Origin of the sequence: Mycobacterium sp. Root135 (assembly GCF_001426545.1) — a bacterium.
In the GTDB taxonomy this organism is placed as follows: domain Bacteria; phylum Actinomycetota; class Actinomycetes; order Mycobacteriales; family Mycobacteriaceae; genus Mycobacterium.
The window spans coordinates 1231066-1253430 of the sequence record NZ_LMEZ01000001.1; the positions used below are offsets into that span (position 1 = coordinate 1231066).

At 68.0% G+C, this 22365-nt stretch carries 21 protein-coding genes; 5 read left to right on the forward strand and 16 right to left on the reverse strand.

All coding sequences use genetic code 11. The annotated features are described in order from the left end of the window. Positions 1–29: 29 nt before the first annotated feature. The 6 genes from ASD37_RS05995 to serA form a co-directional block, all read right to left on the reverse strand. A complete protein-coding gene (locus ASD37_RS05995; RefSeq protein ID WP_056549046.1) occupies positions 30–998 on the reverse strand; it encodes an ABC transporter substrate-binding protein in 969 nt (322 codons plus the stop codon). Positions 999–1031: 33 nt separating this feature from the next. Beyond that, positions 1032–1796 (reverse strand): amino acid ABC transporter ATP-binding protein, encoded by a 765-nt coding sequence (locus ASD37_RS06000; protein WP_056549049.1) that lies wholly within the window; start codon positions 1794–1796, stop codon positions 1032–1034. Continuing rightward, positions 1793–2749 carry an amino acid ABC transporter permease gene (locus ASD37_RS06005; RefSeq protein ID WP_056549921.1) on the reverse strand — a complete coding sequence of 319 codons (957 nt, stop codon included), beginning with the start codon at positions 2747–2749 and terminating at the stop codon, positions 1793–1795. The genes ASD37_RS06000 and ASD37_RS06005 overlap by 4 nt, the downstream gene beginning before the upstream one ends. Before the next feature lie 5 nt (positions 2750–2754). Next, positions 2755–3477, reverse strand: coding sequence for a GNAT family N-acetyltransferase (locus ASD37_RS06010; protein WP_056549051.1), 723 nt, complete (start codon positions 3475–3477; stop codon positions 2755–2757). Positions 3478–3567: 90 nt separating this feature from the next. Further along, positions 3568–4575 carry a 3-isopropylmalate dehydrogenase gene (locus ASD37_RS06015; protein ID WP_056549053.1) on the reverse strand — a complete coding sequence of 336 codons (1008 nt, stop codon included), beginning with the start codon at positions 4573–4575 and terminating at the stop codon, positions 3568–3570. Further along, positions 4572–6158 (reverse strand): phosphoglycerate dehydrogenase, encoded by a 1587-nt coding sequence (gene serA / locus ASD37_RS06020; RefSeq protein ID WP_056549055.1) that lies wholly within the window; start codon positions 6156–6158, stop codon positions 4572–4574. Before serA ends, ASD37_RS06015 begins: the two co-directional genes overlap by 4 nt. A 30-nt stretch (positions 6159–6188) precedes the next feature. Here serA and ASD37_RS06025 point away from each other — a divergent pair, with 30 nt between their 5' ends. After that, complete coding sequence (locus ASD37_RS06025) at positions 6189–7619, forward strand: NAD(P)/FAD-dependent oxidoreductase (protein WP_082569944.1); 1431 nt, start codon at positions 6189–6191, stop codon at positions 7617–7619. Beyond that, on the forward strand, positions 7616–8281 hold the full coding sequence (locus ASD37_RS06030; RefSeq protein WP_056549060.1) for an alpha/beta fold hydrolase: 666 nt from the start codon (positions 7616–7618) through the stop codon (positions 8279–8281). The genes ASD37_RS06025 and ASD37_RS06030 overlap by 4 nt, the downstream gene beginning before the upstream one ends. Before the next feature lie 56 nt (positions 8282–8337). Here the strand turns inward: ASD37_RS06030 and ilvC are convergent, their stop codons facing one another. The 3 genes from ilvC to ASD37_RS06045 all read right to left on the reverse strand — a co-directional run bounded on the left by ilvC (position 8338) and on the right by ASD37_RS06045 (position 11769). Continuing rightward, positions 8338–9339, reverse strand: coding sequence for a ketol-acid reductoisomerase (ilvC, locus tag ASD37_RS06035; protein WP_200959774.1), 1002 nt, complete (start codon positions 9337–9339; stop codon positions 8338–8340). Between the two features lie 64 nt (positions 9340–9403). After that, entirely contained in the window at positions 9404–9910 is a 507-nt protein-coding gene (gene ilvN, locus ASD37_RS06040) for an acetolactate synthase small subunit (protein ID WP_056549064.1), read from the reverse strand. After that, entirely contained in the window at positions 9910–11769 is a 1860-nt protein-coding gene (locus ASD37_RS06045) for an acetolactate synthase large subunit (protein ID WP_056549066.1), read from the reverse strand. The genes ilvN and ASD37_RS06045 overlap by 1 nt, the downstream gene beginning before the upstream one ends. A 364-nt stretch (positions 11770–12133) precedes the next feature. Between ASD37_RS06045 and ASD37_RS06050 the strand changes: the two genes are divergently transcribed. Beyond that, entirely contained in the window at positions 12134–12475 is a 342-nt protein-coding gene (locus ASD37_RS06050; protein WP_200959775.1) for a PH domain-containing protein, read from the forward strand. A gap of 3 nt (positions 12476–12478) precedes the next feature. Here ASD37_RS06050 and ASD37_RS06055 read toward each other — a convergent pair whose 3' ends face one another. After that, positions 12479–13312: a DoxX family protein gene (locus ASD37_RS06055; RefSeq protein WP_056549068.1), complete on the reverse strand. Its 834-nt coding sequence runs from the start codon at positions 13310–13312 to the stop codon at positions 12479–12481. Positions 13313–13449: 137 nt separating this feature from the next. On the opposite strand from ASD37_RS06055, the gene ASD37_RS06060 reads away from it, so the two are divergent. Then, positions 13450–14571 carry a PQQ-dependent sugar dehydrogenase gene (locus tag ASD37_RS06060; protein ID WP_056549070.1) on the forward strand — a complete coding sequence of 374 codons (1122 nt, stop codon included), beginning with the start codon at positions 13450–13452 and terminating at the stop codon, positions 14569–14571. A 45-nt stretch (positions 14572–14616) separates the two neighbouring features. On the opposite strand, the gene gatB is transcribed toward ASD37_RS06060, so the two are convergent. The 4 genes from gatB to gatC form a co-directional block, all read right to left on the reverse strand. Then, complete coding sequence (gatB, locus tag ASD37_RS06065) at positions 14617–16128, reverse strand: Asp-tRNA(Asn)/Glu-tRNA(Gln) amidotransferase subunit GatB (RefSeq protein WP_056549071.1); 1512 nt, start codon at positions 16126–16128, stop codon at positions 14617–14619. A 105-nt stretch (positions 16129–16233) separates the two neighbouring features. Further along, positions 16234–17265 (reverse strand): ATP-dependent 6-phosphofructokinase, encoded by a 1032-nt coding sequence (locus tag ASD37_RS06070; RefSeq protein ID WP_056549073.1) that lies wholly within the window; start codon positions 17263–17265, stop codon positions 16234–16236. Positions 17266–17308: 43 nt separating this feature from the next. Further along, positions 17309–18793 (reverse strand): Asp-tRNA(Asn)/Glu-tRNA(Gln) amidotransferase subunit GatA, encoded by a 1485-nt coding sequence (gatA, locus tag ASD37_RS06075; protein WP_162253224.1) that lies wholly within the window; start codon positions 18791–18793, stop codon positions 17309–17311. Further along, positions 18793–19089, reverse strand: a complete 297-nt coding sequence (gene gatC, locus ASD37_RS06080) for an Asp-tRNA(Asn)/Glu-tRNA(Gln) amidotransferase subunit GatC (protein ID WP_056549927.1) — start codon at positions 19087–19089, stop codon at positions 18793–18795. The genes gatA and gatC overlap by 1 nt, the downstream gene beginning before the upstream one ends. Before the next feature lie 111 nt (positions 19090–19200). Here gatC and ASD37_RS06085 point away from each other — a divergent pair, with 111 nt between their 5' ends. After that, the gene (locus ASD37_RS06085) at positions 19201–19860 is read left to right on the forward strand and encodes a hypothetical protein (RefSeq protein ID WP_056549929.1); all 660 of its coding nucleotides are present in this window, start codon (positions 19201–19203) and stop codon (positions 19858–19860) included. A gap of 4 nt (positions 19861–19864) precedes the next feature. On the opposite strand, the gene ASD37_RS06090 is transcribed toward ASD37_RS06085, so the two are convergent. Next, positions 19865–20122 (reverse strand): hypothetical protein, encoded by a 258-nt coding sequence (locus tag ASD37_RS06090; protein ID WP_056549075.1) that lies wholly within the window; start codon positions 20120–20122, stop codon positions 19865–19867. A gap of 50 nt (positions 20123–20172) precedes the next feature. Continuing rightward, positions 20173–22239, reverse strand: coding sequence for an NAD-dependent DNA ligase LigA (ligA, locus tag ASD37_RS06095; RefSeq protein WP_162253225.1), 2067 nt, complete (start codon positions 22237–22239; stop codon positions 20173–20175). Positions 22240–22365: the final 126 nt, after the last annotated feature.

Below are 22365 nucleotides of genomic sequence, written 5' to 3' on the forward strand. Positions count from 1 at the left end.
CCCCGCGAACCGGTGCGCAGTCACCGTCGTCACGACTTCTTCGGCAGCCCCGGCGGATTGATCTCCGACTGCGGGACCGCCTCACCGCCGAGACCCCAACGATCGAGGGCCTTGCGGTATGTGCCGTTCTGGATCACGTGGTTGACGGCCTGGTTGACCGCCTGAATCAAGCCGTTGTCCTTCTTGGTCAGAACGGCGATCTCGCCCTGGAGCGCGTCACCGCCACCGGAGTACGTCGCGAGAATCTTCGTCTCCTTCGCGCTGGCGGAGTGATACACCGCCGACGGGTTCGGGCCCAGATACCCGTCGAGTCGTTTGGAGGCCAACGCGAGGTAGTAGTCGGCGTTGTTCTGGTAGTAGACGATCTCCGCCGGCTTCAGCCCGTCGGCCGCATTCTGGGCGTTCCAGTCGACCAACAACTGCTCCTGGTTGGTGCCCGAGGTGACGCCGATCCGCTTGCCCGCGATGTCCTTTCGGTCGTGGTAGGTCCACGTCGAGTCGGCCGACGCCTCCAGCGCGAGGTTGTCCAACCGGTAGGTCGCGAAGTCGTACTTCTCCTTGCGCTCCTCGGTCACCGTCACGTTGGAGATGAACGCGTCGGCCTCCCCCGAGTCGATCCGCACGAAGTTCTGCGCCCAGTCGGCATTGGTGTTCTCGACCTTCAACCCGAGGACGTCCCCGACCAGATGCGCGACGTCCACCTCGCTGCCGACGATGGTGGCGTTGTCGCTGGCGTAGAAGTCCAGCGGCGGAGTCGACCCGACGTTGGCGGTGACGCGCAGGACGCCGCGGTCGCGGATCGCCGCCGGAACCAGCGCCGCGATCGAGTCCACCTTGTCGGTCTCGATGCGCCCCTTCTGCTCCGGGGTGAGGTCGAACGTCTGACCGTTGTCCGCGGTCACGGTGTCGCCGACGGTCGGCTCGCTGCACGAGGTGGCCAGCAAGGTGACGGCCGCCAACGCGGCGGCGACGGCGGTGGCAGCGCGAAATGTTCTCAAGGTTCTGCTTTCTGGAGTGACCGATCTGGAGAATCAGAGGACGTGGGACAAGAACTCTCTGGTCCTGGCGTTGGAGGGACGGTCGAAGACCGCCTCGGGTGAGCCCTGCTCGACGACGAGGCCGCCGTCCATGAACACGACGGTGTCGGCGACCTCCCGTGCGAAGCCGACCTCGTGGGTGACGATGACGAGCGTCGCGCCGTCGCCGGCCAGTTGGCGGATGACTTCGAGCACCTCCCCGACCAACTCGGGATCGAGTGCGGAGGTGGGTTCGTCGAAGAGGATGACCTTGGGGCGCAACGCGAGTGCGCGGGCGATCGCCACCCGCTGCTGTTGGCCGCCCGAGAGCCGCCGCGGATAATCGTGGGCCTTGTCCCCCACGCCCACGCGCTCGAGCAACTCGAGGGCCTCCGCCTCGACCTCGTCGCGGCGCCGCCGCTGAGCGGAAACGGGCGCCTCCATGACGTTTTCGAGCACGGTCAGGTGTGGAAACAGGTTGAAGTTCTGGAACACGAAGCCGATCTGACTGCGCTGTCGAAGGATTTCGCGCGGTGCGAGCTCGTGCAGCTTGCGGCCCTTGATCCGGTAGCCCACCAGTTCGCCGTCGACCCGCACCAGACCCGCGTCGACCTTCTCGAGGTGGTTGAGCACGCGCAGCAGCGTCGACTTCCCCGAACCCGACGGCCCCAGGATCGCGGTGACCTCGCCGGGACGGACGGTCAGGTCCACACCCTTGAGGACCTCGAGCGTGCCGTAGGACTTACGTACGCCACGCGCCTCGACCGCGAAGCCGGTCATCGGGTCGCTCCGCGCGGCGAAAGGGGAAGGGCCGCAAGCCTCCTGCGTAGCTTCTGGACCGGGGTGAGCGGAATCGTCCGCAGCGCGCCCCTGGCGTAGTGGCGCTCGACGTAGAACTGCACGATCGACAGCAGCGACGTGAGGACGATGTACCAGACGGTGGCCACCATGAGCAGCGGCACGACTCGGCCGCTGCGCCCGTAGATCACCTGAACCTGATAGAAGAGTTCCGCAATCGCCATCACCGACACGATCGACGTCCCCTTGAACAACGAGATCACCTCGTTGGCCGCGTTGGGCAGGATGCCCCGCATGGCCTGCGGGAGAACGATCTTGAAGAACTCTCGGCGCTTGGGGATGCCGAGCGCAGCCGCTGCCTCGAGCTGCCCCTGGTCCACGGAGATGATCCCGGCGCGGACGATCTCGGCCGAATACGCGGCCTGATGCAAGGCCAGGCCGATGATGGCCGCCGTCGAACCGCTGATGACGCCGTTGACGTCGACGGTGAAGAAGGCGGGCCCGAACGGGACTCCGACGCTCAGCGTCGGATACAGGTAGGCGATGTTGAACCAGAACAGCAGTTGCACGATCAGCGGAATGGAGCGAAACGCCCACACGTAGAACCACGAAATCACCTGCAGCACGGGGTTGTGCGACAACCGGGCGGCCGCAAGCGCGATCCCCAGCGCGAAGCCGATCAGGGTGCCCCAGAACGTCAGCTGGATCGTCAGCCACAGTGCGGCCATCACCGATTTCGCCGTGAAGTACTGCGCGAACGTGCCCCAGTCCCACCCCGCATTGGTGGCCAGACCGTGGACGAACTGGGCGACGACCACGAGCGTCGCGGTGCCGATCACCCAGCGCCAGGGATGCCAGGTGCGGGCCACGAGAAGGGATTCGGCGACGATCCCCCGATCGTCGTCGACCGCCGTGCCGGTCGCGCTCGGAGCCACGGCGGTCACTGCCGACCGTCCCCTGGAGTGCGAACCCGGGTCAGCACCGAACGCTGCCGAAGGGTGAAGCCCAACGACTCGTAAAGCCTGATGGCCGTGTGGTTGTCGGCCCTGGCGTGCAGGAACGGGATCTCCCCTCGAGCGCGGATTCCATGTCCCACCGCCCGCACCAACCGGGTGCTCAGACCACGCTTGCGGTACCGCGGGTCGGTGCACACGGCGCTGATCTCGGTCCACCCGTCGGGGTGCATGCGTTCACCGGCCAGTGCGACCAGCCGGCCCTCGTCGAGGAATCCGAGATAGGTCCCCATCTCGATCGTCCGCTTACGGAACGGACCGGGTTCGGTGCGGGCGACCAGGTCCAACATCTGCGGCACGTCGTCGGATCCGAGGACCACCACGTCCGGGTCGGTAGCCACGTCGACGTTCGTGCCGTCGAGCTGCACCGACCCGATGTGGTCGAGCACCTCCCAGTCGGCGGGCGGCACGTGCGCACCGCGCAGCGACGCCTCGGCCGACGGACCGGTCAACGCCGCCAGATCGGCCCAGTCCCCCTCGTCGAGGTGGGGCGGATGGCCGATGAAGCCCGCCACCTCCTGGTCGTACCTGGCGATGCGGCCGGACCAGACCGCAAACCGTGCGTGCGCACCCCGCAACGACGACCGGATCGGGTCGTCGAGCGGGTGAAGCGCCGAATCGCGGTACGTGCGAACGGTTTCCGTGGTCAATCGATACTCCTCGCGTCGGACACGTCGACGTTAGGAGCAGGGATGGTCCACAGCCACCCTTTGGATCAGCCTGAGTATCTGGCCATCAGGTCAGAGCAGACCGACGATGCGGTCGCCGGTCTCGGAGGTGGAGAGCTTCGCGCCGTCGAGCGTGGCGAGGTGCTTGGCCACCGCGGCGTCGACCCGTGCTGCCGCGGCGTCCTCGCCCAGATGCGCCAAGAGCAGGGCGACCGACATGACCGCCGCGGTGGGGTCGGCGATGCCCTTGCCCGCAATGTCCGGCGCGCTGCCGTGCACCGGCTCGAACATCGACGGGTTGGTTCCCGTCGCGTCGATGTTGCCGCTGGCGGCCAGCCCGATGCCACCGGACACCGCTGCCGCGAGGTCGGTGATGATGTCGCCGAACAGGTTGTCGGTGACGATCACGTCGAAGCGCCCCGGGTCGGTGACCATGTGGATCGTGGCGGCGTCGACGTGCTGGTAGGCGACCTCGACGTCGGGGAACTCCCGGCCCACTTCATCGACGATGCGCGACCACAGCTTGCCGGCGAACGCCAGCACGTTGGTCTTGTGCACCAGGGTCAGGTGCTTGCGCCGCTTGGACGCCCGCGCGAACGCGTCGCGCACCACGCGCTCGACGCCGAACGCGGTGTTCAGGCTGACCTCGGTGGCCACCTCGTGCGGCGTGCCGACGCGGATCGCACCACCGTTGCCGGTGTACGGGCCCTCGGTGCCCTCGCGGACGACCAGGAAGTCGAGGTCCACCTCACCCAGCGGGCTGCTGACCCCGGCGTGCAGCTTCGACGGGCGAAGGTTGACGTGGTGGTCGAGCTCGAACCGCATGCGCAGCAGCAGCCCGCGCTCGAGCACGCCGCTGGGCACCGACGGATCGCCGATGGCGCCCAACAGGATTGCGTCGTGGGTGCGCAGTTCGTCGACCAGGCCGTCGGGCATGACCTCACCCGTGGCGTGGTAGCGGCGGGCGCCGACGTCGTAGGTGGTCTTGTCCACCCCGGGGGTGACGACGTCGAGCACCTTGAGCGCTTCGTCGACGACCTCGGGTCCGATGCCGTCGCCGGCGATGACGGCCAATCTCATGACAGGTCCACCAATTCCATCGTCGTGGCGCTGACGTCGGCGCCGAGCGCGGCGAGTACGTCGCCGGGCACCTGGCGGTCCAACCGCAGCATGATCGTCGCGCCGTCACCGTCGGCGTCCTGGCTGAGTTGCGCGGCGAGGATGTTGACCCCGGCACTGCCCAACCTGGTACCGATGGTGCCGAGCGCCCCTGGCACGTCGCTGTAGTTGACAATGAGGTTCACGCCCTCGGCGCGCAGGTCGAGGTTGCGCTCGTTGATCTGGACGATCTTCTCCACCTGCTGTGGGCCCGACAGGGTGCCTGCCACGTTGACGATCGACCCGTCGGCGGCGACTGCACGCACGTCGACGACGCTGCGGTGGTTGGGACTTTCCGGGGCCGTGGTGATGGCGGCCTCGACACCGCGCTCGGCGGCCAACGACGGCGCGTTCACGAACGTCACCTGGTCTTCGATGACGGCGGAGAACAGCCCGCGCAACGCCGAGAGCTTCAGGACGCCGACCTCTTCGGACGCCAGCTCGCCGCGGACCTGGACGGACAGGTTGGTGGGCAGCTCGGCGGACAGCGCGCCCACCAGCAGCCCCAGCTTGCGCACCAGGTCCAGCCATGGGGCGACTTCCTCGCCGACGACGCCGCCGCCGACGTTGACGGCGTCGGGAACGAACTCGCCTGCCAGTGCCAGCCGCACGCTGGCCGCGACGTCGGTGCCCGCGCGGTCCTGCGCTTCGGCGGTGGACGCCCCGAGGTGCGGGGTGACGACGACCTCGGGCAGCTCGAACAGCGGGCTGTCGGTGCACGGTTCGGTGGAGAAGACGTCGAGTCCGGCGCCGCGGACGTGGCCGCTCTTGATCGCGTCGGCCAGGGCGTGCTCGTCGATCAGTCCGCCGCGGGCGGCGTTGACGATGATGACGCCGGGCTTGGTCTTGGCCAGCGCCTCGGTGCCGATCAGGCCGGCAGTCTCCTTGGTCTTGGGCAGGTGCACGGAGATGAAGTCGGCGCGTCCGAGCAGCTCGTCGAGCGTCAGCAGCTCGATGCCGAGCTGCGCGGCGCGGGCCTGCGAGACGTAGGGGTCATACGCGGTGATGTGAGCGCCGAACGCGGCTAGCCGCTGCGCGACGAGCTGTCCGATGCGGCCGAGCCCGACCACACCGACCGTCTTGCCGAAGATCTCCACACCGGAGAACTTGGATCGCTTCCAGGTGTGCTCGCGCAGTGTCGCGTCGGCGGCGGGAATCTGCCGGGCTGCGGCCAGCATCAGGGCAATCGCGTGCTCGGCGGCGCTGTGGATGTTCGACGTCGGTGCGTTGACGACGAGCACGCCACGTGCGGTCGCGGCGTCGACGTCGACGTTGTCGAGCCCTACGCCGGCGCGGGCGACGATCTTCAACTTGGGGGCCGCGGCGATGACCTCGGCGTCCACCGTCGTCGCCGAGCGCACCAGCAGGGCGTCGGCTTCTGGGACCGCGGCAAGCAGCTTTTCGCGGTCGGGGCCGTCGACCCAGCGGACCTCGACCTGGTCTCCCAGGGCGGCAACTGTCGATTCGGCAAGTTTGTCGGCAATCAAAACAACGGGCAGGCTCACGCGAACAGAGTAGTGGGCTCTAATTGGTTGATGGACGTCACGGTCGTCGGTAGTGGACCCAACGGGCTGAGCGCGGCGGTCATCTGCGCAAGGGCCGGCCTGCGCGTCCGCGTCGTGGAGGCGCAACCCACCGCTGGCGGCGGGGCGCGGACGATGCCCGATCCCGAATATCCCGGCGTCAGTCACGACGTCTGCTCGGCCGTGCACCCGCTGGGGGTCGCGTCACCGTTCTTCGCCGAGTTCGACCTCGCGGCGCGCGGGGTGCAGCTGACGGCCCCCGAGATCTCCTACGCCAATCCGCTGCCCGGCAGGCCCGCGGCGGTCGCCTACCGCTCCCTGGACCGGACGTGCGCCGAACTCGACGAGGGCAAGTCGTGGCGGCGGCTGTTCGGCCCGTTGGTCGAGCACGCCGACGGCGTCCTCGGCTTCTTCCTGGGCGACAAGCGCTCGCTGCCGCCGGACCTGGTGACGACGGTTCGCACGGGGCTGAGGGTGCTGGCCCAGGGCAGCCCGGCGTGGGGGGTGCTCCGCGGCGAGGACGCGCGGGCGTTGTTCACCGGGGTTGGCGCGCATGCCATTTCGCCGATGCCGTCCCCGGTCAACAGCGGGGCCGGGTTGATGCTCGGCACGGTGGCGCATACGGCGGGCTGGCCCGTGCCGGTGGGCGGCACCCAGACGATCGCCGACGCACTCATTGCCGACCTGCGCGCACATGGCGGGGAGGTGGTGGTCGGCGAGCCGGTGACCACTCCCCCGGCGGGTGTGGTCGTCTACGACACCGCGCCGACGGCTCTGCTGGACGTCTACGGGGACGCCGTTCCGCCCCGGTACGCAAAGGCGTTGCGCCGCTACAAGTTCGGACCCGGCGTGTGCAAGGTCGACTTCGTCCTCTCCGGTGAGATTCCGTGGCTCGACGAGCGCGTCGGGCAGGCGTCGACGGTGCACATGGGTGGGAGCCGGGCACAGATGGCCTTGGCCGAACGCGAGGTCAACGCGGGTCGCCATGCCGAGTGGCCGATGACGCTGGCGTCCCTGCCGCACGTGTCAGATCCGTCCCGCGTCGACGCGCAGGGACGGCGGCCTCTGTGGACGTACGCGCACGTCCCGTCGGGGTCGACGGCCGATCTGGTGGAGACGATCACCGCCATGTTCGAGCGGGCCGCGCCCGGCTTCCGGGACCTGGTGGTGGCGGCGCGCTGTGTTCCGGCCGCCCACATGTCGCGCCACAATGCCAATTACGTCGGCGGCGACATCATCGTCGGCGGCGCAACGCTGTTCGGCGCCATGATCGGCCCGACGCTGCGCCTCGACCCGTGGACCACGCCGATCCCGAAGGCGTACCTCTGTTCGTCGGCCACGCCGCCGGGGACGGGCGTGCACGGCATGGCCGGCTACTACGCGGCGCGCACCGTGCTGCGCCGCGAGTTCGGACTCACGACGCTTCCCAGCCTGGCGCCGTGACGACCTTCCTTCTGGTGCCCGGTGCCGCGTGCGATCCGTCGTGCTGGCGCTTCGTGGTCGACGAGCTGGACCGTCGGGGGCATCACGGGATCGCCGTCGACCTGCCATGCGAGGACGATTCGGCCGACCTCGACACCTATGCCGACGCCGTGCTGGCCCGGCATCTCGACGACGGCGAGCCGCCTGTCGTCGTCGCCCATTCCTTCGGTGGCTTCACCGGGGCGCTCGCGTGCACCCGGGTGGGGGCGTCGGCGCTGATCTACGTCTCGGCCATGATTCCCCGGCCGGGCGAGCGGCCCGCCGACTGGTGGGGCGCCACCAATTGCGTTGCCGCCCAACGAGCGGCGGCCCTGGCCGGCGGGTACGACCTCGACGACGAGAACGAGCTGTACTACAACGGCGTCGACCCCGCGGTCGTCGCCGAGGAAGTGCCACGCGGCCAGTCGGATACGCCGACGGTCGCACCGTGGCCGGCGTCGGAGCTTCCCCGGATCGCGACACGGTTCGTGCTGTTCGCCGACGACAGGTTCTTCCCTGCGGACTTCATGGCCGGCGTCGTCGCCGACCGGTTGGGCGTCGAACCCGAGCGCACCCCCGGCGGGCACATGGCGATGCTGTCGCATCCGGTCGAATTGACCGACCGCCTCCTGGCCCCGACATGACTTCGGCGCGCTCAACCGCGCTGGATCGCGGTTGAGCGCGCCGAAATCGTGTGGTGCTAAGCGGTTTCGGTGATCGGCCGGTCGACCCAGCTCATCAGGTCGCGCAGCTTCTTGCCGGTGACCTCGATCGGGTGCTCGGCGTTCTCCGCGCGAAGCTTCTCGAGCCGCTTGTTGCCACCTTCGACGTTGGCGACGAGCGCCTTGACGAACGTGCCGTCCTGGATGTCCTTGAGGATGCCGCGCATCCGCTCCTTGGTGTCGGCGTCGATGACACGGGGACCGGACACGTAGCCGCCGAACTCCGCGGTGTCGGACACCGAGTAGTTCATCCGGGCGATGCCGCCCTCGTACATCAGGTCGACGATCAGCTTGAGCTCGTGCAGCACCTCGAAGTAGGCCATCTCGGGGGCGTAGCCCGCCTCGACCATGACCTCGAAGCCAACCTTCACCAATTCCTCGGTGCCGCCGCACAATACGGCCTGCTCACCGAAGAGGTCGGTCTCGGTCTCTTCCTTGAACGTCGTCTTGATGACGCCGGCCCGGGCACCGCCGATGGCTGCGGCGTAGGACAGCGCGAGCGCCTGGCCCTCGCCAGTGGGGTCCTGGTCGACGGCGATCAGGCAGGGCACGCCCTTGCCGTCGACGAACTGACGGCGGACCAGGTGGCCCGGTCCCTTCGGGGCGACCATGCCGACGGTGATGTCGTCGGACGGCTCGATCAGGTCGAAGTGGATGTTCAGGCCGTGACCGAAGAACAGGGCGTTGCCCGCCACCAGGTTCGGCTCGATGTCGTTCTTGAAGATCTCTGCCTGCGCGGTGTCGGGCGCGAGCAGCATGATCACGTCGGCCCACTTGGCGACCTCGGCGGGCGTGTCGACCTCGAGGCCCTGCTCGGTCACCTTGTCGCGGGACTTGGAGCCCTCCTTGAGGCCGACCTTCACCTCGACGCCCGAGTCACGCAGCGACAGCGAATGCGCATGCCCCTGGCTGCCGTAGCCGATGACGGCGACCTTGCGTCCCTGGATGATCGACAGGTCTGCGTCGTCGTCGTAGAACATCTCAACTGCCATTGTGTAATGCCACCTTGCTCTTCCTGGTCTGTACTTCGTTGCGAACGGTTGACTACTTGACGCCTGAGATGCCGCGGGGTCCGCGGGCGAGCGTCACCATGCCGGACTGTGCGATCTCTCGTATGCCGTAGGGCTCGAGGAGCGCCAACAGCGCCTCCAGCTTGCCAGGCGTTCCGGTGGCCTCGACCACCAGCGACTCGGCCGACACGTCGACGACCTTGGCCCGGAACAGGTTCACCGCTTCGATGATCTGCCCGCGGGTGGCCGCGTCGGCGCGGACCTTGATCAGCGCCAGTTCCCGAGAGACCGAATTGTCCTCGTCCTGCTCGACGATCTTGATCACGTTGATCAGCTTGTTGAGCTGCTTGGTGATCTGCTCGAGCGGGAAGTCCTCGACCGAGACGACGATCGTCATCCGGGACAGGTTCTTCTGTTCGGTGGCACCGACGGCCAGCGACTGAATGTTGAAGCCGCGCCGCGAGAACAACGACGCCACGCGTGCGAGCACGCCCGGCTTGTCCTCGACGAGCACCGAAAGCGTGTGGGTCTTGATGGCCATTAGGCGTGTCCCTCGTTGCCCTGATCGTCGAACAACGGCCGGATTCCCCTGGCCGCTTCGATCTGATCGTTGCTCATGCCCGCGGCCACCATCGGCCACACCTGGGCGTCGGCGCCGACGATGAAGTCGATCACCACCGGACGGTCGTTGATCGCCCGCGCCTGGTTGATGACGTCCTCGACGTCTTCGGCTCGCTCACAACGCAATCCGACGCAACCCAACGCCTCGGCCAACTTGACGAAGTCGGGGATGCGATGGCTGTGCGTGGACAGGTTGGTCTGGCTGTAGCGCTGTTCGTAGAACAGCGTCTGCCATTGCCGCACCATGCCGAGGTTGCCGTTGTTGATCAACGCCACCTTGATCGGTGCGCCCTCGACGGCACAGGTCGCCAGCTCCTGGTTCGTCATCTGGAAGCAACCGTCACCGTCGATGGCCCACACCTCGGCCTCGGGCCGGGCGAACTTCGCACCCATGGCGGCGGGCACGGCGTACCCCATCGTGCCGAGACCACCGGAGTTGAGCCACGTCTTGGGATTCTCGTACTTGATGAACTGAGCGGCCCACATCTGGTGCTGCCCAACGCCCGCCACGTACACCGCGTCCGGCCCGGCGATCCGGCCGAGGGATTCGATGACGAACTCGGGGCTTAGGCTGCCGTCGCTCTGCGGTCCGTAGCTCAACGGGAACGTCGACCGGACGCCGTTGAGGTAGGTCCACCAGTCGTCCAGGTCCAACGTGTCCGCAGAGGTGCCGTCGCGCCGCAGCGCGTCGAGCAGATCGGAGATCACGTTCTTCACGTCACCCACGATCGGCACGTCGGCATTGCGGTTCTTGCCGATCTCCGCCGGGTCGATGTCAGCGTGGATCACCTTCGCGTCGGGGGCGAACGAGTCCAGTTTGCCGGTCACGCGGTCGTCGAAGCGCGTGCCAAGGGCGATCAGCAGGTCGCTCTTCTGCAGGGCGCCGACGGCCGCCACGGTGCCGTGCATGCCCGGCATGCCGAGGTTCTGCGGGTGGCTGTCGGGGAACGCGCCGCGCGCCATCAGCGTGGTGACCACCGGGATGCCGGTCAGGTTGGCGAGCTCCAGCAGTTCGGCGGAGGCCTCCCCGCGGATCACGCCGCCGCCGACGTACAGCACCGGCTTGCTGGCCGCCGCGATCAGCTTGGCGGCCTCGCGCACCTGCCTGCTGTGCGGCCGGGTGTTCGGCTTGTAGCCGGGCAGGTCGATCTTCGGCGGCCAGCTGAACGTGCACTGCGCCTGCAGCACGTCCTTGGGGATGTCCACCAGGACGGCGCCGGGACGGCCCGACCGTGCGATGTGGAACGCCTCGGCCATCTGCTGGGCGATCTCGTCGCCGTTGCGAACCAGGAAGTTGTGCTTGGTGATCGGCATCGTGATGCCCGAGATGTCGGCTTCCTGGAAGGCGTCGGTGCCGATGAGTGCGCGGCCGACCTGACCGGTGATCGCGACGACGGGAATGGAGTCCATCTGCGCGTCGGCCAGCGGGGTGACGAGGTTGGTCGCACCGGGACCCGAGGTGGCCATCATCACGCCGACCTTGCCGGTGGCGTGGGCGTATCCGCTGGCCGCGTGTCCGGCGCCCTGCTCGTGACGGACCAGCACGTGCCGGAGCTTCACCGAGTCGAACAGCGGATCGTAGACCGGCAGAACCGCGCCGCCGGGGATGCCGAAGATGACGTCGACGTCGAGTTCTTCGAGCGAGCGGATGACGGCCTGAGCGCCCGTCATCTGTTCCGGGGCAACCTTTCTGGGCTGCGGTGCGGGCGGGTTTGCAACTGCCGGCGTGCCGTTGGCTCGGGTGCCCGGTTCCGGTGGTCGCGTGGTCGGTGCGCTCACGATGTCCTCTACGTCCTCATTGGGGTGGTGCGGGTCTGGGGTGCGGTTCTAATCATGTTCTCGGGCAACAAAAAACCCCCGTCAGCGGATGCTGCACGAGGGTTGCGCGTCGGCTCGTAGGCTCTGACTGGTTACTCAGTCGGGTTACGCTCCAACGCGCGAACCAAGTACTACGAGAATCGAGACGGTCTTCATACCCGCGACGGTAGCCTCCATACTGCTCAAAGGTCAAATTCCGTCGTCTCCGCCCGTGGGCGAGGAACGGGGCGACGGTCACCGGTCCGCAGATGACTGGGAAGATGACCACGTGAGCCCTTCCTCCGCTTCCGCGTCCCCGGCCCCGGTCGTCATCAGGATTTCGCCGATGGCCCACTTCGCGGTCGGCTTCCTGACGCTGGGAGTCATGGCCATGGTGCTCGCCAATCCCACGTGGTTTGCCGTGCTGTTGGTTCTACCGATCGCGGCGTCGTTCGCGGTCGCCCGGTACCGCACCACCGCGGACCGCGACACCGTCACCGCCCGCTCGCTGGTCAGCAGCAAGACGGTTCAATGGGAGGACGTCGACGGCTTGCGCTTCGACCGCAGCGCATGGGCGTCGGCGCATCTCAAGGACGGCTCCGACGTCAGACTGCCAGCGGTCACGTTCGCGACGCTGCCGCAGTTGACGGCCGCCACCGACGGCCGGGTGCCCAACCCGTACGAGTAGGTCTCAGGCGAGCGGATTGGCGCCGTTGAGCAGCACCCACACGCCGATGCCGACGCCGATGCCGAGCACCAGGGCCACGCCCGATCCCACGAACGGGCGCCGCGACCAGCCACGACCTGCGTCGAAGCCGTACTTGCCCGGTCCCGTCAGCACCAGGGCGGCGGCGAGCACCAGCAGCATGACGAGGTACTCGTGCCCGTCGGGCAGGAAGAACGTGAAGTAGCCGCGATCCGGTTGCGCCGCGACGGCGGCCAGCAGGGCGTTGATCAGGTAGGCGACCGCTCCGGCGGCGGCCACCGGGGTGAACAGTCCGAGTACCAAGAGCACGCCGGCGCCGATCTGGCCGGCGACGCCGACGTAGGTCAGGATGTTGGCGTGCTGGTAGCCCATGTCCACCAGTGACTGCTGAAAACCGTTGAGGCCCTGGCCACCCCACAACCCGAACGCCTTCTGCAGACCGTGTGCGATCAGCAGGGCGCCGAGGCCGACGCGGAGCACCATCAAGCCGAGGTCCTGGGTACCCCGGCGGCCCGCCTGCTCCGACGTGCCGAAGCCCGTGTCCGGTTCGATCTCGGTCGGCTCGGCCGGCTGCGCCGGGTGCCTGTTCGCGGGTTGGACATACGGCAGCGGCTCGGGGTCGTTGAGCAGTCCGTAGCCGGAATGCTCGGGGTTGGGCGTGTTCGAGTCGTACCGCGGGATGGCGGTGGTCTCGAAGTCGCCCGCATAGGTCGATGAGGGGAGGTCGTCCTCCGGGTCGACCAGGCGCGCCGACGCAGGACGCGCGGCGGAGTCTTCAGGTCTCTGCCACGCGCGCGGATCGTGAGAAGTACTGGTCACGTTTCCCAGCGTAAGTGCTAGTTACCTGCGAATCGTGGATTGGCGCGGCGCATTTGCACCGATCTTGCCCAAGCCGTGACCACGCGACCGACCACCGACGTGGCGCGCACTGCCTGGCGATCCGTAATCTGGCGGGCATGAGTGTGCAGCGGCCGACGCGACGTGTGCTGGTGCTGCTGTGTGCGGCGTTGCTGGTCGGGTCGGGCTGCGCCCGGTTCGACGACAACCAGTCCCAACCGTTCACCACCCAGCCCGAGATGGGTCCTCCCCCTAGCGAGGAGCCACCCCCACCGCCGCCGCTACCCGCGCAGCCCTTCCCCAAGGTCTGCGACGCGAAGGGCGTGATGCAGGGCTGCCTGGAGAGCACCAGCGGTCTGATCATGGGCCCGGACAGCAAGTCGGCACTGGTGGCAGAGCGGACGACCGGCGCGGTCAAGGAGATCGCCACCAACGCAGAACCCAAGGTCAAGCTGGTGATTCCCGTCGACCCGTCCGGTGACGGCGGGCTGATGGACATCGTGCTCTCCCCCACGTACTCGCAGGACAAGCTGATGTACGCCTACGTCAGCACGCCGTCGGACAACCGCATCGTGCGCATCGCCGACGGCGACGTCCCCAAGCCGATTCTGACCGGCATCCCGAAGGGCGCCACCAACAACATGGGCGCGCTGATGTTCACCAGCCCCACGACGCTGGAACTGCTCACCGGCGACGCCGGGGACCCCGCCCAGGCATCGGATCCAAGTTCGCTGGCCGGCAAGCTGATCCGCATCGAACAGCCGACGACCGTGGACCAGGCTCCCCCGACGACCGCGCTCAGCGGAATCGGCGGCGCCGGCGGGCTCTGCATCGACCGGGCGGACGGTTCCCAATACGTCACCGATCGGACACCGACCGGTGACCGGCTGCAGCGCATCACCAAGGACTCCGTCGTGTCCACGGTGTGGACGTGGCCGGACAAGCCGGGGATCGCCGGGTGCGCCGTCACCGACGGCAGCGTCCTGGTCAACATGGTCAACACCAAGCAGACCGTCGCCATCCGCATGGCACCCGACACCGGCGCCGTCACCGGCGACCCGGAGGTGGTCCGTCAGGACACGCACGGGCACGCGTGGGCCCTGAAGCTCTCACCGGACGGCAACGTCTGGGGTGGCACGATCAACCGGACCTCCGGTGACGCCGACAAGGTCGACGACGTCGTGTTCCCGCTCTTCCCGCAGGGTGGCGGATTCCCCCGCACCAACGCGGAGAACACCTGAGCCGCCGGGTCGGCCCCGGCCCCGGCACTGGGGCCGGCGCGTCCGTCAGCCTTGCTGGCCGCAGGCGGCCAGCACCAGTTCCCTGACCCGCGCCGCGTCGGCCTGACCCTTGGTGGCCTTCATGACGGCGCCGACCACGGCGCCGGCAGCCTGCACCTTGCCGCCGCGAATCTTGTCCGCGATGTCGGGGTGCGCCTCGAGAGCTTGATCGATGGCGGCTTGGATCACCGAGTCGTCGCGCACGACGGCCAATCCGCGGTCGGTCATCACCTGCTCGGGTTCACCCTCGCCGGCGAGCACGCCCTCGATCACCTGACGCGCCAACTTGTTCGACAGCTTGCCCTCGTCGATCAGCTTCACCACCGCGGCGACCTGCTTGGGCGTGATGGCCAATTCGGCTGCCGTCACCCCTGCTTCGTTGGCCTTCTCGACCAGGAAGTTGCCCCAGAGCGCCCTTGCGGCCTCACTCGAGGCGCCCTCGGCGACCGTCGCGGTGACCAAATCGATGACGCCGTTGTTCACCAGGTCGCGCATCACCTCGTCGGAGATGCCCCAGTCCTGCTGAATCCTGTTGCGTTGCAGCCACGGCAGCTCGGGGATGGTGGCCCGCAGCCGTTCGACGAGTTCGGGGCTCGGCGCGACCGGCTCGAGGTCGGGCTCGGGGAAGTACCGGTAGTCCTCCGCGGTCTCCTTGCGGCGTCCGGCGCTGGTGTACCCGTCCTCGTGGAAGTGCCTGGTCTCCTGGATGATCTCGCCGCCTGCGTCGAGAATGGCTGCCTGCCTGCGCATTTCGTAGCGGACGGCCACCTCGACGCTCTTGAGCGAGTTGACGTTCTTCGTCTCGGTGCGGGTACCGAATTCGGGGGCGCCGGTGAGCTTGAGGGACAGGTTCGCGTCGCAGCGCATCGAACCCTGATCCATCCGGACGTCGGATACGTCCAAGCCGCGCAACAGATCTCGCAGCGCCGTCACATACGAGCGGGCGATCTCGGGGGCTCGCTCACCCGCACCCTCGATGGGCCTGGTGACGATCTCGACAAGGGGAACACCGGCCCGGTTGAAGTCGAGCAGCGACGTGGTGGCGCCCGCGATGCGGCCCGTGGCACTGCCGAGGTGCGTCAGCTTGCCCGTGTCCTCCTCCATGTGCGCGCGCTCGATCTCCACCCGCCACGTGGTGCCGTCGTCGAGGGGAACGTCCAGGTAGCCGTCGACGGCGATGGGCTCGTCGTACTGGCTGATCTGGTAGTTCTTCGGCTGGTCCGGGTAGAAGTAGTTCTTGCGCGCGAAGCGGCCCCACGGGGCGATGGAACAGTTCAGCGCGAGGCCGATGCGGATCGCGGACTCCACGGCGGCGACGTTGACCACCGGCAGCGCGCCTGGCAGTCCGAGGCACGTCGGGCAGACGTTGGTGTTCGGTTCGGCGCCGAAGTTGTTCGCACACCCGCAGAACATCTTGGTCGCCGTCGACAGTTCGACGTGGACCTCCATGCCCATCACGGGGTCGTAGCGCGAGATGACCTCGTCGTAGTCGATGAGTTCGGCGGTGGCGACAGTCATGATTCGATCCTAGTTAGTTGGTCGGCTCTCCTCGCGAGCAGACACAAGAGGCCCTGAAAATGGCTCATCGAGGGCCATTTATGTCTGCTCGCGGGGAAGGCGAGGTCAGCCGAAGAACTCGGCGGCGTCGTCGTACCGGCCCTGCGGCACCAGCTTCAACTGCTTGACGGCCTCGGCCAGCGGGACCCGGCCGATCTCCTGACCACGCAGCGACACCATCATCCCGTACTCACCGGAGTGCGCTGCGTCGGCGGCGTTGACGCCGAACCGGGTGGCAAGCACCCGGTCGTAGGCGGTCGGGGTACCGCCGCGCTGGACGTGGCCCAGCACGGTCGTCCGTACTTCCTTCTTGATCCGCTTCTCGATCTCGACGCCCAACTGGTGCGCCACGCCGGTGAACTTCACGTGGCCGAACTCGTCGATTCCGCCGTCACGAATTTGCATCGTGCCCTCGGCTGGCTTCGCCCCCTCGGCGACCACGCAAATGAAGTGCGAATCACCGCGGACGAAGCGTTGCTTGATGAGCCGGCAGACCTCTTCGACGTCGAAGGGCTGCTCAGGGATGAGGGTCATGTGCGCGCCGGAGGCCAACCCGGCGTTCAGCGCGATCCACCCCGCGTGGCGGCCCATCACCTCGACGAGCATCACCCGCTGGTGGGATTCCGCCGTGCTGTGCAGCCGGTCGATCGCGTCGGTAGCCACTTGGAGCGCCGTGTCGTGACCGAAGGTCACGTCGGTGCAGTCGATGTCGTTGTCGATGGTCTTCGGGACGCCGACGACGGGCACGTTCTCCTCCGACAGCCAGTGCGCCGCCGTGAGCGTGCCCTCGCCGCCGATCGGGATCAACACGTCGATCCCGTTGTCTTCCATCGTCTGCTTGATCTGGTCCAGGCCGGCGAGCAATTTGTCGGGGTTGACCCGTGCGGTTCCGAGGATGGTGCCGCCCTTGGTGAGCAGACGGTCGTTGCGATCGTCGTTGGCGAGCTGAATGCGGCGATCCTCCATCAGACCCCGCCAACCGTCGAGGAACCCGACGACCGACGAGTTGTACCGGACGTCGCACGTCCGCACGACGGCCCTGATGACGGCGTTCAGCCCGGGGCAGTCGCCACCTCCGGTGAGCACTCCAATCCGCATTAACTCACTGCTCCTCGCGTGCGCATGCCCCTATCTTCCCCCGTCAGATCGCCGACGGCAGCGCACCGCGGGCCACCTCGTAGGCCGCACCGACGCGGTAGAGCCGGTCGTCGGCGAGTGCTGGCGCCATGATCTGCAGGCCGACGGGCAATCCGTCGTCCGCGGCGAGCCCCGACGGGACCGACATTCCGCAGTGCCCGGCCAGGTTCAGCGGCAGCGTGCACAGGTCGAAGAGGTACATCGCGAGCGGGTCGTCGACCTTCTCACCGAGACGGAACGCCGTCGTCGGTGTCGCCGGCGAGACCAGGACGTCGACGCTCTGATAGGCCCGCTCCAGATCCTGGGCGATCAGCGTGCGTACCTTTTGCGCCTGGTTGTAGTAGGCGTCGTAGTAACCCGCCGACAGGGCGTAGGTGCCAATCATGATGCGGCGCTTGACTTCTGGACCGAAACCGGCGGCCCGGGTCATGGCCATCACCTCTTCGGCACTGTGTGTGCCGTCGTCGCCGACGCGCAGCCCGTAGCGCATCGCGTCGAAGCGGGCGAGGTTGCTCGAGACCTCCGACGGCAGAATCAGGTAGTAGGCCGCCATCGAATAGTCGAGGTTCGGGCAGTCGACCTCGCTGACCTCGGCACCCAGTGCGGTGAGCTGCTCGACCGCGGCGTTGAAGGAATCCAACACCGCGGGCTGGTAACCCTCGCCGCTGCGCAGCTGCTTGACGACGCCGACGCGGACACCGGTGAGGTCACCCACCGCACCCGCCCGTGCCGCGGCGACGACGTCGGGCACCTTGGCGTCGACCGAGGTCGAGTCGCGGGCGTCGTGGCCGGCGATGACCTGATGCAGAAGCGCGGTGTCGAGGACGGTGCGCGCGCACGGTCCGCCCTGGTCCAGCGACGAGGCGCAGGCGATGAGCCCGTACCGCGAGACCGTTCCGTACGTCGGCTTGACGCCGACGGTGGCGGTCAGGGCGGCCGGTTGACGGATGGAGCCGCCGGTGTCGGAGCCGATGGCCAGCGGCGCCTGGAACGCGGCGAGCGCCGCGGCGCTGCCACCGCCGGAGCCGCCGGGCACGCGCTCGACGTCCCACGGGTTGCGAGTCGGACCGTAGGCGGAGTTCTCGGTCGAGCTGCCCATCGCGAACTCGTCCATGTTGGTCTTGCCGAGGATCGGGATGCCCGCCGCCCGAAGCCGCGCGGTGACCGTCGCGTCGTACGGCGAACGCCAGCCCTCGAGGATCTTCGAACCGCAGGTGGTGGGCATGTCGACCGTGGTGAAGACGTCCTTGAGCGCCAGCGGGACGCCGGCCAGCGGCGACGGCAACGTGTCGCCGGCGGCCACCGCGGCGTCGACCTTGGCCGCCTCTTCCAGGGCGGCATCGCCCGCGACGTGCAGGAACGCATGGTATTCGCCGTCGGTGCTGGCGATCTGCTCGAGGTGCGCCGTGACGACCTCGGTCGAGCTGACCTCCTTGGCGGCGATCTTGGCGCCGAGGGTGGCCGCGTCGAGGCGAATCAAGTCGCTCACTATTCCTCCCCGAGGATGCGCGGTACCGCGAACCGGCCGTCGACGGCGTTGGGAGCACTCGACAGCGCCTGCTCCTGGGTGAGGCTGGGCACGACGGCATCGGGCCGGGTCACGTTGACGTCCTTCAGTGGGTTGTCGGTGGCCTCCACGCCGGTCACGTCGACCGCCTGAATCCGGCCGACGTGCTCCAGAATGGCGTCGAGTTGGCCGGCGAAACTTCTCAGTTCGCCGTCGGTCAGGGTGAGACGGGCCAGACGTGCCAGGTGGGCGACGTCGTCCCGCGAGATCTGCGACACGACACCGAAGCCTAGTCATCGCGGTGCACGGCCGCGCCGGAGCCTGCCGGGAGCGCCACGGTACGGCTTTCGAGTCGCTCCGCTCCCGCCCTCCGTGAAACAGTGTTGCCCGTGCCGTCATATCTGCTGCGGGTCGAGTTGGAGGACAGGCCGGGCAGCCTGGGGTCCCTCGCCGTGGCGCTGGGCTCGGTCGGTGCGGACATTCTGTCCCTCGACGTCGTGGAACGCACCGCCGGTTACGCCGTCGACGACCTGGTCGTCGAGCTCCCGCTGGGCGCCATGCCCGACATGCTCATCACCGCCGCCGAGAAGCTCACCGGTGTCTACGTCGACAGCATCCGACCGCACACCGGTCTGCTGGAGGCCCACCGCGAGCTGGAGTTGATCGACCACATCGCGGCCGCACCCGGCAAGCAGAGCAAGCTGCAGGTTCTGGTGGACGAGGCTCCCAAGGTCCTACGCGTCGGCTGGTGCATGGTCATGCGACTCGGTGCCGACGGGGTTCAGATGGTGGCGGGCAGCCACGGCGTCCCCGAGACCGTGGCCACCTCCGCGCCGTGGCTTCCGCTACAGCACGCCGAGGCTCTCGACGGCACCGCCGAGTGGATTCCGCAGGTGTGGCGGGACTTCGACACCACGTTGGCCGCCGCACCCCTTGGTGACCACGACACCGCGGTCGTCCTCGGCCGCCCCGGCGGGCCCGCCTTCCGGCCGTCCGAGGTGGCCCGGTTGGGCTACCTCAGCGGCATCGTCGCGACGATCCTGCGCTAGGGCGTCAGCCGCCGGCAGGCACGGGATAGCGGTCGTTGACGTCGGCGTTGCTGTCCTTGCGAGCACAGTGCGCGCAGCAGAAGATCGCGTCCTCGGTCTCGATGCCGTGGCCCAGAATGCGGCACCCACAGTGCGCACATTCGGAAGCCAGTCGAGCTGCGGCGCATTCCACGCTGTCGAACGTCGCGGTGCGGCCGTCGGCCCACGTCACGGTGAACGCCTTGTCGTAGTGGTTGCCGCAGGTGTCGCAAATCGCCGCCATCGTCGGTCCTCTCGTCGTCGTTTCCGAAGACATTCCCCGGACGCCCGCGATCAATCCTGGTCGGGACCGTTCTCCAGCAGTCGTCGGAAACCGTCCTCGTCGAGCAGGGGCACACCGAGCTCGATCGCCTTGTCGTACTTGGAGCCCGGCGCGTCGCCCGCCACCACGTAGGCGGTCTTCTTGGAGACCGAGCCGGCCGCCTTGCCGCCACGCGCCAGAATGGCTTCCTTGGCCTCGTCGCGCGAGAACCCCGGCAGCGATCCGGTCACCACGATCGACAGGCCCTCCAACGTCCGCACGACGCTCTCGTCGCGTTCGTCCTGCATCCGCACGCCAGCCGCGCGCCACTTGTCGACGATGGCGCGGTGCCAGTCGACGGTGAACCAGTCGATCACCGCGGCGGCGATCGTCGGACCCACGCCCTCGCTGGCCGCCAGTTGCTCCTCGGTTGCGGCCTCGATGGCCTCGAGGCTGCCGAACTCCCCGGCCAGCGCCCTGGCCGCGGTCGGCCCGACGTGCCGGATCGACAGTGCCACCAGCACGCGCCACAGCGGCTGCTGCTTGGCCTTGTCCAGGTTGGCGAGCAACCGCTTTCCGTTGGCCGAGATCACCCCGCCCTTGACGTTGAACAACTCGGTGCGCAGCAGGTCGTCCTCGGTCAGGTCGAACAGGTCGCCCTCGTCGGTGATCACGCCCGACTGCAGCAGTGCGGTCGCGGCTTCGTAGCCGAGTCCTTCGATGTCGAATGCGCCGCGTCCGGCCACGTGAAACACCCGCTCACGGAGCTGCGCCGGACAGGTCCTCGAGTTGGGGCACCTGATGTCGGCGTCGCCCTCCTTGGCGGGGGCGAGCGTGGTGCCGCACTCGGGACAGTTCGTCGGCATCTCGAACTCGCGCTCGGTGCCGTCCCGCACCTCCACCACCGGGCCGAGGACCTCGGGGATGACGTCGCCCGCCTTGCGGATCACCACCGTGTCTCCGATGAGAACGCCCTTGCGCTTGACCTCGGAGCCGTTGTGCAGCGTCGCCAGCCCGACCGTCGACCCGGCGATCTTCACCGGTTCCATGTAGGCGAACGGCGTGACGCGCCCGGTGCGACCGACGTTGACCCGGATGTCGAGCAGCTTGGTGGTGGCTTCCTCCGGCGGATACTTGTAGGCGATCGCCCACCGCGGCGCGCGTGACGTCGCACCAAGCCGCCGTTGCAGCGCGACGTCGTCGAGTTTGACGACCAACCCGTCGATCTCGTGCTCGACGTCGTGGCGGTGCTCACCCCAGTAGACGACCCGCTCGGCGACCGCGTCGATGCCGGTGACGCGCGTGGTGTGGTCCGACACCGGCAGTCCCCAGGCCTTCAGCGCGAGGTACGCGCCATGAAGGGTGGTGAACGGCAAACCCGCCGTGCTCTCGATGCGTCCGAGACCGTGGCAGATCATGTGCAGTTTGCGCCGCGCCGTCACCGCGGGGTTCTTCTGCCGCAGGGAACCGGCGGCACTGTTGCGCGGGTTGGCGAACGGCGCCTTGCCGTCGGCCACCAACCCGGCGTTGAGGTCTTCGAAGTCGGTGAGGCGGAAGAACACCTCGCCACGCACCTCGAGCACCTTCGGGATCGGGTGCTCGTCGCTTGGCGTCAGCCGTTCCGGGATGTCGGTGATGGTGCGTGCGTTCAGCGTCACGTCCTCGCCGGTGCGTCCGTCACCGCGGGTGGCGGCGCGGACCAGCACGCCGTCGCGGTACACCAACGCGAGCGCCACGCCGTCGATCTTCAGTTCGCACAGAAACTCGGGGTCGGCGCCGATTTCACTGGTCAACCGTGCCGCCCAGGCCACCAGTTCCTCGGGGTTGAATACGTTGTCGAGGCTCAGCATTCGTTCGAGGTGGTCGGCCGCACTGAAGTCGGTCGCAAAACCCGCGCCCCCGACGAGCTGTGTCGGGGAATCGGGTGTCCGCAGCTCGGGGTAGCGCTCCTCGAGGGCGTTCAGTTCACCGAGCAGCTTGTCGAACTCCCCGTCGGACACGATGGGTGCGTCCTTGACGTAGTAGCGGAACTGGTGACCGCGTACGTCGTCGGCCAGCTGTTGCCATTCGCGACGGACGTCGGCATCAGGTGAGCTCACCTTGGTGAGGTTATCGGAGAGCTCCGACACGTCCGCCCCACTCGGGGCGACGCTGGCCAACCGTGTCACCGTGCCGCGGGGAACGTGTTGTCGGACAACGTGAATCAAGCCCCAGGGCGTTGTTCC

What these genes read in the sequence shown, in the direction of transcription:
- ilvC (WP_200959774.1), bottom strand. Translation starts at nt 9,339, where the DNA reads ATGTTCTACGACGACGACGCAGACCTGTCGATCATCCAGGGACGCAAG.
- ASD37_RS06050 (WP_200959775.1), top strand. Translation starts at nt 12,134, where the DNA reads ATGGCCCACTTCGCGGTCGGCTTCCTGACGCTGGGAGTCATGGCCATG.
- ASD37_RS06090 (WP_056549075.1), bottom strand. Translation starts at nt 20,122, where the DNA reads ATGGCGGCGATTTGCGACACCTGCGGCAACCACTACGACAAGGCGTTC.
- ASD37_RS06070 (WP_056549073.1), bottom strand. Translation starts at nt 17,265, where the DNA reads ATGCGGATTGGAGTGCTCACCGGAGGTGGCGACTGCCCCGGGCTGAAC.
- gatB (WP_056549071.1), bottom strand. Translation starts at nt 16,128, where the DNA reads ATGACTGTCGCCACCGCCGAACTCATCGACTACGACGAGGTCATCTCG.
- ilvN (WP_056549064.1), bottom strand. Translation starts at nt 9,910, where the DNA reads ATGGCCATCAAGACCCACACGCTTTCGGTGCTCGTCGAGGACAAGCCG.
- ASD37_RS06025 (WP_082569944.1), top strand. Translation starts at nt 6,189, where the DNA reads ATGGACGTCACGGTCGTCGGTAGTGGACCCAACGGGCTGAGCGCGGCG.
- ASD37_RS06015 (WP_056549053.1), bottom strand. Translation starts at nt 4,575, where the DNA reads ATGAGATTGGCCGTCATCGCCGGCGACGGCATCGGACCCGAGGTCGTC.
- ASD37_RS06060 (WP_056549070.1), top strand. Translation starts at nt 13,450, where the DNA reads ATGAGTGTGCAGCGGCCGACGCGACGTGTGCTGGTGCTGCTGTGTGCG.
- ASD37_RS06000 (WP_056549049.1), bottom strand. Translation starts at nt 1,796, where the DNA reads ATGACCGGCTTCGCGGTCGAGGCGCGTGGCGTACGTAAGTCCTACGGC.